Annotated in this window: 9 protein-coding genes; 6 read left to right on the top strand and 3 right to left on the bottom strand. The window is 75.4% G+C overall.

Annotated elements, in window-relative coordinates; all coding sequences use genetic code 11:
* Positions 1-102 precede the first annotated feature (102 nt).
* Genes N555_RS0104035 through N555_RS0104025 form a run of 3 tightly spaced genes read left to right on the top strand, consistent with a single transcriptional unit; the run spans position 103 to position 2,235 of the window.
* Positions 103-1,536 (top strand): GuaB1 family IMP dehydrogenase-related protein, encoded by a 1,434-nt coding sequence (locus N555_RS0104035; protein WP_029430220.1) that lies wholly within the window; start codon positions 103-105, stop codon positions 1,534-1,536.
* Complete coding sequence (locus tag N555_RS0104030) at positions 1,533-1,880, top strand: metallopeptidase family protein (RefSeq protein WP_029430219.1); 348 nt, start codon at positions 1,533-1,535, stop codon at positions 1,878-1,880. The genes N555_RS0104035 and N555_RS0104030 overlap by 4 nt, the downstream gene beginning before the upstream one ends.
* Before the next feature lie 22 nt (positions 1,881-1,902).
* Positions 1,903-2,235 carry a GroES family chaperonin gene (locus N555_RS0104025; protein WP_029430218.1) on the top strand — a complete coding sequence of 111 codons (333 nt, stop codon included), beginning with the start codon at positions 1,903-1,905 and terminating at the stop codon, positions 2,233-2,235.
* Between the two features lie 51 nt (positions 2,236-2,286).
* On the opposite strand, the gene N555_RS0104020 is transcribed toward N555_RS0104025, so the two are convergent.
* Both N555_RS0104020 and N555_RS0104015 read right to left on the bottom strand, forming a co-directional pair.
* Entirely contained in the window at positions 2,287-3,723 is a 1,437-nt protein-coding gene (locus N555_RS0104020; protein WP_029430217.1) for an alkaline phosphatase PhoX, read from the bottom strand.
* Positions 3,724-3,838: 115 nt separating this feature from the next.
* Positions 3,839-4,321, bottom strand: coding sequence for a MarR family winged helix-turn-helix transcriptional regulator (locus N555_RS0104015; protein ID WP_029430216.1), 483 nt, complete (start codon positions 4,319-4,321; stop codon positions 3,839-3,841).
* 83 nt (positions 4,322-4,404) lie between these two features.
* Between N555_RS0104015 and N555_RS0104010 the strand changes: the two genes are divergently transcribed.
* Positions 4,405-6,588 carry an MMPL family transporter gene (locus N555_RS0104010; RefSeq protein WP_051683715.1) on the top strand — a complete coding sequence of 728 codons (2,184 nt, stop codon included), beginning with the start codon at positions 4,405-4,407 and terminating at the stop codon, positions 6,586-6,588.
* Here N555_RS0104010 and pheA read toward each other — a convergent pair.
* Positions 6,477-7,451, bottom strand: coding sequence for a prephenate dehydratase (gene pheA / locus N555_RS0104005; protein ID WP_231502587.1), 975 nt, complete (start codon positions 7,449-7,451; stop codon positions 6,477-6,479). The two genes, N555_RS0104010 and pheA, sit on opposite strands and share 112 nt — an antisense overlap.
* Before the next feature lie 106 nt (positions 7,452-7,557).
* On the opposite strand from pheA, the gene N555_RS0104000 reads away from it, so the two are divergent.
* A complete protein-coding gene (locus tag N555_RS0104000; protein WP_051683714.1) occupies positions 7,558-9,243 on the top strand; it encodes a GGDEF domain-containing protein in 1,686 nt (561 codons plus the stop codon).
* Between the two features lie 137 nt (positions 9,244-9,380).
* Positions 9,381-11,945: a diguanylate cyclase domain-containing protein gene (locus N555_RS0103995; RefSeq protein ID WP_231502586.1), complete on the top strand. Its 2,565-nt coding sequence runs from the start codon at positions 9,381-9,383 to the stop codon at positions 11,943-11,945.
* Positions 11,946-12,068: the final 123 nt, after the last annotated feature.

The following is a 12,068-nucleotide window of genomic DNA, read 5'->3' as shown; positions in this document are numbered from 1 at the left end:
CTGCGAGTGAGGCACAGGAAGCTCTCCCCGCATCTCAGCGTCGAGAACGTGCGGAGAGCTTCCTATGCCTCCGACCGTCGACGGGGCTGGGACAATGGGCCCATGCGGTTTCTCGATGGGTCCCGTCCGGCGCACGACCTGACGTACTCCGACGTCTTCATGGTGCCGGCGCACTCCACCGTGGGCTCCCGGCTCGAGGTCGACCTCACCACGCCGGACCGGGTGGGCACGACCATCCCGATCGTCGTGGCCAACATGACCGCCATCTCCGGCCGGCGCATGGCCGAGACGGTCGCCCGGCGCGGCGGCCTCGCGGTCATCCCGCAGGACATCCCGGTCGACGTCGTCGCCGAGGTCATCTCCTGGGTGAAGGCCCGCCACCCGGTCTACGACACCCCGATCACGCTCTCCCCCACCTCCACGGTCGGCGACGCGCTCTCGCTGCTGACCAAGCGCGCGCACGGGATCGTCGTGGTGGTCGAGGACGGCGCGCCGGTCGGCGTCGTCACCGACGGCCAGTGCCAGGGCGTCGACCGGTTCACCCAGGTGTCGGAGGTGATGACCCGCGAGCCGCTGACCGTCCCGGCCGGCTCGGACCTCACCAAGATCTTCGACGTCCTCTCCGGCGAGCGCGTGAGCGCCGCGCCGGTGGTCGAGGGCGACAGGCTGGTCGGCGTGATCACCCGCAAGGGCGCGCTGCGCTCGTCGCTGTACCAGCCCGCGGTGGGCCCGGACGGATTGCTGCTGACCTCGGCCGCCGTCGGTATCAACGGTGACGTGGCGGGCAAGGCCGGCGCCCTCCTCGCGGCGGGGGTCGACGTGCTCGTGGTGGACACCGCGCACGGGCACCAGGAGAAGGCGATCGAGGCGCTGCGCGCGGTGCGGTCGGTGGCCGGGTCGGTGCCGGTGGTGGCCGGCAACGTCGTCACCGCGCAGGGCACCCGCGACCTGATCGAGGCCGGCGCCGACGTCGTCAAGGTCGGCGTCGGGCCCGGCGCCATGTGCACCACCCGGATGATGACCGGCGTCGGCCGGCCGCAGTTCTCCGCCGTCGAGGAGTGCGCCGCCGAGGCCCGCTCGCTGGGCAAGCACGTGTGGGCCGACGGCGGCGTGCGGCACCCCCGCGACATCGCGCTGGCGCTGGCCGCGGGCGCGGCCAACGTGATGGTCGGCTCGTGGTTCGCCGGCACGTACGAGAGCGCCGGCGACATCCACGACGACGGCTCGGGCCGGCTCTACAAGGAGTCCTTCGGCATGGCCTCGGCCCGCGCGGTCAAGGCCCGGACGGCGACCCAGAACGGCTTCGAGCGGGCGCGCGCCGGGCTGTTCGAGGAGGGCATCTCCTCCTCCCGGATGTACCTGGACCCGCAGCGGCCCGGCGTCGAGGACCTGATCGACCAGATCGTGGCCGGGGTGCGGTCCTCCTGCACCTACGCGGGGGCGCGCACCGTCGACGAGCTGCACGCGCGGGCCGTGCTGGGGGTGCAGAGCTCGGCCGGCTACGAGGAGGGCCGGCCGCTGCCGACCGGCTGGTGAAGGCCCTGCCGCGGGAGCAGTTCGAGGAGCTCGTCGCCGACGCCCTCGACGAGGTGCCGGCCGAGCTGATGGCGCTGCTGGACAACGTCGTCGTCCTCGTGGAGGACCGGAACCCGGACGAACCGGACCTGCTCGGCCTCTACGAGGGGCTCGCGCTGCCCGAGCGCGGCTGGCAGTACGGCGGGGAGCTGCCCGACCGGATCATGATCTACCGCGAGGCCATCTGCGACATCTGCGAGACCCACGAGGACGTCGTCGAGGAGGTCCTCGTCACCGTCGTCCACGAGATCGCCCACCACTTCGGCATCGAGGAGGAGCGCCTCCACCAGCTCGGCTGGGGCTAGGCGCCGCGTAACCTCGGTCGACGTGGCGGAGGTCCAGAGCGGCGGGCTGCCGATCAAGATGCTGCACGACCGGGTGCTGGTCTCCCTGCGGCGCGAGGACGGCGAGCGGCGGTCCACCGGCGGCATCCTCATCCCGGCCACGGCCCAGGTCGCCAAGCGGCTGGTGTGGGGCGAGGCCCGGGGCATCGGCGGCAGCGTCCGCCAGGTGAAGGTCGGCGACCAGGTGCTGTTCTCCCCCGAGGACCAGCACGAGGTCGAGGTGCACGGCGAGGACCTGGTGATCCTCCGGGAGCGCGACGTGCACGCCGTCGCCGCGGAACGCATCGAGGACGCCAACACCGGCCTCTACCTGTAGCCGGGCACGCCGCCGCCCCCGCACCGAGGGGCGCGGGGGCGGCGGTGGGGATCAGTGCTGGCGGGTGAAGGGCCCCTGGATGGCGAAGGTGTAGCCGTCCTCCTGGATGGCGGCGAACAGCACCTTGCGGTCCGGGGCGAAGGTCGGTCCGGCGAACTCGGACTCGCTCACCTCGTTGCGGGCGAGGAAGAACGTCTTCCCGTCGGAGTTGGCACCGAGCAGGTGCTGGGCCCCTTCGCCGTCCTCGGCCAGGATGATCCCGCCGTACGGCGAGACGGTGATGTTGTCCGGGCCGTCGGGGTCGCTGTCCTGGTCACCCGGCGTGTACGCGAACAGCAGCTGCAGCGTGATCGTCTGCGCCACCGGGTCGAGGAACCACACCTGCCCGTCGTGCTGGGCCGCGCTGCCGTCGGAGGTGCGGGCGAACGAGGCGACGACGTACGCCCCGCCGTCGCCCCACCACATCCCCTCGAGCTTGCGGCTGCGGGTGATCGGCTGGGCGTAGGCCTGCTTGCGGGTGGACAGCGTCCGGGCGTCCCGGTCCGGCACGGCTACCCACTCGAGGCGGTACACGTCACCGAGCCGGGCGACCGACAGGTCGGGGACGTGCGTGCCGGTGCCCGTGGTGGCACGCATCGCCTCGAGCGTGCCGTCCGTGGGGCCGAGCCGCTTCAGGGAGCCCTTGCCCAGCGGCCGCGCCGATGCCGGAGGGGTGTAGCGGTAGAGCAGGCCGTTCGGGTTGCTCGCGTCCTCGGTCAGGTAGAGCTCGAAGGTGTCGGGGTTGACGACGACGGCCTCGTGCGCGAACCGGCCGAGCGCCTTGATCGGCTGCGGGTCGCGGTTGGCGTTGCGGTCGTGGGGGTCGACCTCGAACACGTAGCCGTGGTCCTGGAGCAGAGCGCCGCGCGAGCCCGCCTTGCCCTTGAGGTCCTCGGTCTCCTCGCAGGTCAGCCAGGTGTTCCAGGGGGTGCGGCCACCCGCGCAGTTGGTCTGGGTGCCGGCCAGGCTGACGTACTCGCCGATCCGGTTGCCGTGCTGGTCGACCTCGAGCGTGGTGGTGCCGCCGCCGGCGTTCGCGTCGTAGGTGAAGCCGGCCAGCGCCGGCACCGGGAACGGCTCGGTCCCGTTGATCTCGTGGTTCTGGACGAGCACGGCACCCTGGCCGCGGGGACGGGCGAACGCCGCGGTGCCGTCGGGGTCGGACGGGGAGAACTCGCCGCTCTCCAGCCGGGTCTCGCCGGCGTGGGAGACGACGGTGTAGCTGAAACCGGGCGGCAGGGAGAGCAGCCCGCGCGGGTCGGGGACCAGCTCGCCGTACCCGACCGGGCGGCCCGGCTGCCCACCGGGCGCGGCGGACGCGGGGGTGGCGCCGAAGATCTGGTCGACGCTGCCGACGAGGGCGACGCCCAGGCCGGCGACCGCCGAGCGGGAGAGGAACGAGCGGCGGCTGACCGGGGCGGGCGGGCGGTTCGGCTCGGTGGTGGTCATGTTCTGCGGCACTCCAGAGGTGGACGGCGAGGTGCGCCCGCCACCCTCCGTGGGCCGGGTTGCCGTCAGCGGAGCCGCGGACGACCCGCAGGCGACGGCTGGGTGACCAGCCGGGTCACTCCGCGGCCCGGGCGTGCCGGGCGGCGACCTCGGTCATGTCGGTGAGGAACCGGGCGACGACGGCGATCTCGTCGTCGCTGTAGTCGCGCATCGCCTCGACCAGGTCGCGGGCGAGGCCCCCGAAGTGCTCCGCACCCGCGGCCGTCGCGGACTCCGACATCTCCAGCGTCACCCGGCGCCGGTCCCCGGGGTCGCGGACCCGGCGCAGGTGACCGACCCGCTCCAGCCGGTCCACGAGCGCGGTCACCGAGGCCGACCGCAGGTCCACCGCCGCGCCGAGCCCGCCCGCCGACAGCGCCTCGCCGCGCCGGGCAGCGTCCATGACGGCGACCAGGGCGCGCACATCGGTGCGGTTGAGCCCGTGAGCGAGCGCGAACCGGGAGCTGACGGCGTCGAGCTCGACGGTCAGCCGGCGCAGCAGCAGGCCGACCTCCCGGCGGGCGGCCGTTGCCGGGTCCTGTGCCGGCTGACCGTCCATCGCACCGCCTCCGTCCGACCGCTACATCCGAACTACCCTGATCTCTCGAAGATCGAGACTATCGCCGTTCGAGGGAAATCGTGATGCCCCGCAGGACCTCCGTCGCCCGCTGGTTGCTGCCGGCCCTCGTCGTCCTGGCGTGGATCGCCCTGTCGGCCCCGCTCGGCTCGCTGGGCGGCCGGCTCGGCGACGTGCAGACCAACGACTCCGCGGCCTTCCTGCCCGACAGCGCCGAGTCCACGCGGGTCTCGGAGCTGCTGCGGGAGTTCGACACCGAGCGTTCCCTGCCGGTCGTCCTGCTGTGGGAGAGCGACGACGGTCCGCTCGACCCGGCCGCCCTCACCCAGATCGCCACCCGGGTCGACGACGCCGTCGCGGTCGCCGAGGAGGCGGGCGCCCTCAACGGCACGGCCTCCCCGCCCATCCCTTCCGAGGACGGCGAGGCGGTGCAGGCGGTCCTGCCGTTCAGCCCCGACCTCGGCGACGCCCTCGCCCCGGTGATCGACGACCTGCGCGCGCTGCCCGGCGTGGCGGGGACCACGGAGTACGTCACCGGCCCGGGCGCCCTCTTCAACGACTTCGCCGCGGGCTTCTCGGGCATCGACGGGCTCCTGCTGCTCGCGGCCTTCGGGGTGGTCCTCGTCATCCTGCTCGTCGTCTACCGCAGCCCCCTCCTGCCGTTCCTCGTCATCCTCACCGCGGGCCTGGCGCTGGTCGCGGCGCTCGCGGTGGCCTACCTGCTGGCCGAGCGGGGCTGGATCGAGGTGAACGGCCAGAGCCAGGGCATCGCGTCGATCCTCGTCGTCGGGGCAGCCACCGACTACGGCCTGCTGCTGGTCGCCCGGTACCGCGAGGAGCTGCGCCGCGAGCAGTCCCCGGCGAGTGCCATGCGGGTGGCGCTGCGGCAGTCCTGGGAGCCGATCGCCGCGTCGGCGGCCACCGTCGTCCTCGGCGTCCTGTGCCTGCTCTTCTCCGACCTGGGGTCCAACCGCGGGCTGGGGCCGATCTCCGCGGTGGGGATCGCCCTGGCGATGGTCGCCGCGCTCACGTTCCTGCCCGCGGTGCTCGTCCTGCTCGGCCGGGCGGCGTTCTGGCCGTTCCGCCCGCGCTTCGGCAGCGAGCACCCGCACGGCCGGGGCTGGGAGCGGGTGGCCGGGAGCGTCGGCCGCCGGCCGGGCCGGGCGCTGCTGGGCAGCGTCGGGCTGCTCGTCGTCCTCGCGGCGTTCGCGCCGGCCTTCGACGCCGAGGGCATCCCCCTGTCCGACGCCGTGCGCGGCGGATCACCCTCCGGCGAGGGCCAGGTCGCGCTGGCCCGGCACTACGACGCCGGCGCCTCCAGCCCGGCGACGGTCGTCACCCCCGTCGAGGACTGGGAGGCGGTCGCCGCGGCCGCGGCCGGGCTCGACGGCGTGGGCGGGGTCGAGCCGTTCAGTGCGCAGCCGGGCGACGCGCCGACCGTGGTCGACGGACTGGTCCGGCTCGACGCCACCCTCACCGACGCCCCCGACAGCACCCGGGCGCAGGAGACCGTCGCCGAGCTGCGGACGACGGTGCGCGAGGTCGACCCGGAGGCGCTGGTCGGCGGCTCGACCGCGCAGGACCTCGACACCCAGGACACCGCCGCCCGCGACCTGGCGGTGATCGTGCCGCTGGTGCTGCTGGTCATCACGATCGTGCTGGCGCTCTTGCTCCGGGCCCTCGTCGCCCCGCTGCTGCTGGTGGCCACGGTGGCGCTCAGCGTGCTCGCGACCGTCGGCGTCGCCGCCCTGGTGTTCGACCCGCTGTTCGGCTTCCCCAGCAGCGACCCGCAGGTGCTGCTCATCGGGTTCGTGTTCCTCGTCGCGCTGGGGATCGACTACAACATCTTCCTCATGACCCGGGCGCGGGAGGAGTCGCTGCGGCACGGGACGCGTGACGGCGTCCTGGGCGCGCTGGCCGTCACCGGCGGGGTCATCACCAGCGCCGGCCTGGTGCTCGCCGCGACGTTCGGCGCGCTGACCGTGCTGCCCCTGGTGATCCTCATCCAGCTGGGGTTCCTGGTCGGCTTCGGCGTCCTGCTCGACACCTTCGTCGTCCGGACGCTGATGGTGCCCGCGGCCGTCCACCTGATCGGCGACCGCGTCTGGTGGCCCAGCGGGCTGGGCCGCGGACCAGCTCAGAGGTCGCCGGCACGCACCCGGGAGAGCCAGGCGTCGGCGTCGGTGAACGCGTCGTCGGTGGCGTCCTCGGCGACCGGCCGGTTCTCCCGCTCGTCCGAGCGCGGGTAGGAGCCGAGGAAGCGGACGTCGTCGCAGACCCGGTGCAGCGCCGCCAGGGTCTCCCCCACGCGGGCCTCGGCGACGTGCCCCTCGCAGTCGAGGGAGAACGAGTAGACCCAGCGGCGCTCGCGGGTGGGGCGCGACTCGATCCGGGTCAGGCTGATCCCGCGGGCCGCGAACTCGCGGAGCACGTCGAGCAGGGCGCCGGTGCGGTCCGACACGACCGCCACCAGCGAGGTCTTGTCGTTGCCGGTGGCCGCCGGCAGCGGTCCCGGCGGGGCGACCAGCACGAAGCGGGTCACCGCGCCGCGGTGGTCGGCGATGTCCTCGGCGAGCGGGACCAGCCCGTAGCGCTGGGCGGCGATCGGCGCGCACACCGCGGCGTCGTACCGCCCACCGGCGACCGCCTCGGCCGACCCGGCGGTCGAGGTCTCCGACTGCGGCGCGAGCCCGGGCAGGTGCTCGGCCAGCCACCGCGCGACCTGGGCCAGCGCGTGCGGGTGGCTGGCCACGGAGCGGACGTCCGGGAGCGCCGTCCCCGGGCGCGCGGCCAGCACGAAGGTGGGCTCGAGGAACACCTCGCGGGTGATCAGCAGCGGCGCACCGTCGGCGAGGCCGTCCATGGTCGCGGGCACCGAGCCCTCGATGCTGTTCTCGAAGGGCACCAGCGCGGCGTCGACCTCCCCGGCCCGGACCGCGGCCAGCGCGGCGGCCACCGTCGGGCGCGGCGAACGCGGCGCCGAGTCCCCGACTGCCCTGCTCAGCGCGGCTTCGGCGAAGGTACCCTCGGGCCCCAGGTAGGCGAACCGCGTCGGAGACGTGCTGGTCGGCCTCGCGTCGGGAGACGCGGCGTCCATGGGCATCGCGGGCATCCGGTGAGGGTAGTGCGGGCGGGGTGGACGGGACGTCCACCCCGGGGGAACCGCCTCGCCGTCGCACCGCAGCAGTCGTCGCGGTGGCCGGACTCCGGCCCGTCGAGTGGAGGGATGCGTCATCCCCGGCACCATCCGCGTCACGGAGCGTGATCTGGATGCTGCGCTCTGGCGTCTCCTGGCCGCAAGCGACCCCGTCGACCCGCCGTCCTTCGCCCGGGAGCACGACGACCTCGCCGACCTCCTCCACTCTGCGACCGACCCCGCGTGGGTCGCCTGGCGGCACGCGTTCGACGCCCGTCGCGCCCTCATCGACGCCGATCCCGACGCCGCCACCGCGGCCGTCGGTGCCGCCCGGACCGCCCTCGGCGGCTGCCCGCCCACCGCGACGACGGCCCTCACGCTCGCCTACCTCGCGCACGTGGAGGCCACCGCCGACCACGTCGACGCCGCGATGCTGCTCGCCGTCGACGCCAGCCTGCTCGCCGAGGCCGCGGGTCCCACCGCCGGGGGGACCGGCCGCGGCCGCCCGCACCACCAGGCGCACCTGTGGCTCTCGCTGACCCTGGGCGCCCTGGACCTGGAGCAGCTGGCGGTGGCGCAGGCGCTGCAGGGCTCCCGCATCGCCGCCGCCCTGCCCGACGTGGCCGACCGGTGGCAGCTGCTGCGGCTGTGCGCCCAGCAGCACGTCGAGCTGGCCCAGACCCAGCGCCGCCGCGGCCAGGACCAGCGCGCCGCGGAGCTGGCCGCCGTCGCGCTCGCCTGCGCCACGGAGGCGCGGGAGCTCGACCGCGAACCCGACCCCGCCGACCAGGACCTCCTCGACGTCGTCCAGGCGTGGGCGATGGCCTGCGCCGGCGACCTCGAGGACGCGCTCGGCCCGCTGCGCCGGGTGCACCGGCGCGTGCATCGCGACGACGGGATCTGGCTGCGCGGCTACACCGACCTGGTCCTGGCCCGGCTGCTGGCGCGGCTGTCCCGCGACCGCACGGGCGGCGGCTCCGCGGAGGAGGCCACCGACCTGCTGGTCGACGCCGCCGGCGCCTTCGCCGCGACCGGTGACCGGCGCCGCTACCGGCAGTGCCTGCTGGAGCTGGGGCAGGCCACCGCCGCCCAGGGCCGGCCGGCCGAGGCGCTGCACTGGCTGGAGGCCTACCGGTCCGAGGCGGGACGGGCGCACGCCCGGAGCCGGGAGCTGTGGGCAGAGATGTTCGTCCGCCGCAGCCGGCTGCGCGAGGCCGAGCGGCAGGCCGCCGTCCTGCGCACCTACGCGCTGGAGGACCCGCTCACCGGGCTCGGGAACCGGCGCAGCGCCGAGCGGCGGCTGGGCAGCATGCCGCTGGGCGAGGCGCCGATGTCGCTGGCCGTGGTGGACGTCGACCGCTTCAAGGAGGTCAACGACGACACCTCCCACTCGCACGGGGACGAGGTGCTGCGCCGGGTGGCCGACCTGCTGCGCGAGCACTGCCGCGGCGGGGACGAGGTGTACCGGTGGGCCGGCGACGAGTTCCTCGTGGTGCTGCCGGAGGCCACCGAGAGCCAGGCGCTGCTGGCGATGGAGCGGCTGCGGGCGGCCGTGGCCGACGCCGACTGGGGCGACCTGCAGCTGCCCGAGCCGGTCACGGTCAGCATCGGTGTCGCGACCGCGCCGCCCCGCGACCCCGAGCAGGCCGCGGTGCCGTCGGGGTGGCGCTCGCTGTTCGACACCGCCGACCTCCACCTGTTCAGCGCCAAGCGCGGGGGACGCAACCGCGTGCGCGCGCCCGGTGCCGCCGGCGGTGAGACCGCATGACGGCGTCCCCGTGGGACTCCTGTGACGAAACGGGAGACGCGCCCGATCCGGCTCGGCGCGCCCCCGGACGGATGCGTGACTCCCAGGACGACGCCGTGCACAGTGCGCTCGTGCCACCGGGAGCCCTGCATCACCGGGTGACCGCTGCCCTGTCGGACTGGCGGCTGGACGACGCCGAGGAACTCCTCGCCGACCTCGAGGGCGACCCCTCGCCGTACGCGGCGCCCCCGGGACCGCCCGACGAGCCCGGCACCGAGGCCGCCGCCAGCCTCGGTCGCGCCTGGGCCGACACCCTGCGCGCCGAGCTGCTGGTGCGCCGGCTGCGCATGGCGGGGTTCACCCTCGTCGGCGACCCCGTCGAGTCCCCGCCCGGCGAGCCGCCGGCCGCTCCGCTGGACCTGCACGCCGGCATCGCCGGGCTGCTCGACCCCTCCGACGGCGAGGGCCAGTCCGACCCCGCCTCGCGCGCGGCCCTGGCCATCGCCCTCGTCCGCTCCGCCAAGGCCGCCTTCGACGCGACCGACGACGACCTCCAGCGCGCCGCCGGGCTGGCCCGGCACGCCCGCATCGAGCTGCTGTCGCGGCGGATCGACGCGGCGATGGACGAGGCGGTGGAGGCGGCCAGCCTGCTCGACCCGGCGCTGCCGCCGTCGGCGCTGCTGGTCGACACCCTGGCCACGCTGGCCGGCGTCCTCGCCGACCTCGAGCTCATGCCGCTGGCGCTGGACTACCAGCGCCGCGCACACCGGACCGCGCTGGACGCCGCGGCCGCCCCCGAGCTGCTCGGCAGCGAGGACGGCGACCCGGACATCCTCGTCGCCCGCGCGGCGAGCCGGCTGGGCGAGCTGTGCGCGGAGCTCGGTGAGGGACTGCTCGACGACGGCGTGCCCGAGTCGGCGGCCCCGCACTTCGCCGAGGCGCGCCAACTGGCCGAGGACGCGCTCGCGCTCCTCCCGCCCGAGGCCGGGAACGCGGTCGTCGCCGCCCAGGTGGTGCACGGCTGGGCGCTGGTCGGCCTGGGCGAGCACGCCGCCGCGGCCGGTCCGCTGCGGGCCGCCGTCCGGATCTCCAGCGCCATCGGCGACCGGGCCGTGCTGGCCGCCGCCCTCCTCGCGCTCGGCCGCGCGCTGCGCCGCCAGGGCGACGGCCGGGACGCCGACGAGCAGCTGGCGAAGGCCCTGGCCCTGGCCACCGAGCACGGCCTCCCCCGGCTGCGCCGGGCGGCGCTGCGCGAGCTCTGCACGCTGCACGCCGAGCTGGACGACGCCGGGCGGGCGCTGCCGTACCTGCAGGCCTACCTGTCCGACGAGCTCGACCGCGTCGACGAGCGGCGTACCCGGTGGGTGGAGCTGTTCGGACGGCGCAAGAGCCTGCTGGAGACCGAGCGCGCCGCCGGTCAGCTGCGCCGGCAGGCCTACGAGGACCCGCTCACCCACCTGCCCAACCGCCGCTACGCCGAGGCCCGGCTGGACGGGCTCATCGCGGCCGGCACGATGCCGGCCCTCGCCGTGATCGACGTCGACCGGTTCAAGTCGATCAACGACGCGATCGGCCACCCCGGCGGGGACGCGGTGCTGCGGATCGTCGGCGACCTGCTCATCGACGGCTGCCGCGACACCGACGAGGTGTGCCGCTGGGCCGGTGACGAGTTCGTCGTCCTGCTGCCCGAGACGACGGCCGAGCAGGCGGAGCGGGCCCTGGAGCGGATCCGGCGCGCCGTGGCCGGCCACGACTGGGCCGCCCTCGGACTCGACCGGCCCGTCACCATCAGCGTGGGCGTCGCCTCGGCCGCCCGCGGCGACGACCGGCGCACCCTCTTCGCCGCCGCCGACGGCGTGCTCTACGACGCCAAGCGCAGCGGTCGTGACCGCGTCGTGCGGCTGTCGGCGGTCACCCAGCGGGCGGAGGCCCCGGCGGAGACCCCCGTCCCGCCCGCCGCCCTCCAGCCGGCTCCGGACGAGCCCACCGGGGTCTCCGACGGGTTCGCCCCGCTCCTGCTCGAGCCGCAGCCGGCGGACGTCCCGCTGGCCGGTCCGCCCCCGGCCGCTCCCGCGACGCTGCCCCCGGCGCCGGCCCGCGGACGCGTCCCCGACCCCGAGGTCGTCTGGGCGCCCGGCCGCAGCACCGAGCAGGTGCTCGCCCTCGTCCGCGAGGCGCGCGCGGCGTATCCGGACCGTCCCGCGGTGGTCGTGCGGGCCGCCGCGGACACCCTCCTCGCGCTGGCCACCGAGCACGAGCCGCACACCACCGTCGACGCCGCCGCGATGTCGGCCGCCGTCGGCCCGCTCCCGGAGCCGGTCGGCCGGGTCGTCGTCCTCTCCGCCGGGGGCGGCGACGCCGCGGTGGCCGCGGAGGCCGCGTTCGCCGCGCGGGTCACCGGCACCGACGTCGTCCGGGTCGCCGATCTGGGCGGCAACCGGATGCACAGCGGCCTGCCCGACCCGTCGGTGCTGGCCGACGCCGACTGCCTGGTCGTCGTCGCCGGACTCGACGCCTCCCTCGCCGGCCTGGTGGCCGCGACGACCGACGTGCCGGTGGTCGCGGTGCCGACCTCCACCGGCCAGCCCGGCTCCTTCGGCGGCTTCGGTGCGCTGCTGACGATGCTCAACTCCTCCACGCCCGGAGTCGTGGTGAGCAACATCGACAACGGCCACGCGGCCGGCGTCTTCGCCGCCCGGATCGCCCGGCGCTCAGCGCGATAGCGATAGCGATGTCGTGACCGGTGGCGGGCCCGCAGGGTCCCCGCCGGGTGCGACGTCAGCGGCTCAACGCGGATCGGGGACGGCACCTGGCCGCGGTGCGGTCCGCGAGGATCGCGATGTCAT

Source organism: Blastococcus sp. URHD0036 (assembly GCF_000701365.1).
Lineage (GTDB): Bacteria > Actinomycetota > Actinomycetes > Mycobacteriales > Geodermatophilaceae > Trujillonella.
The sequence above is the reverse complement of the archived record's forward strand: the minus strand, read 5'-3'. Positions and strand labels throughout refer to the sequence as shown.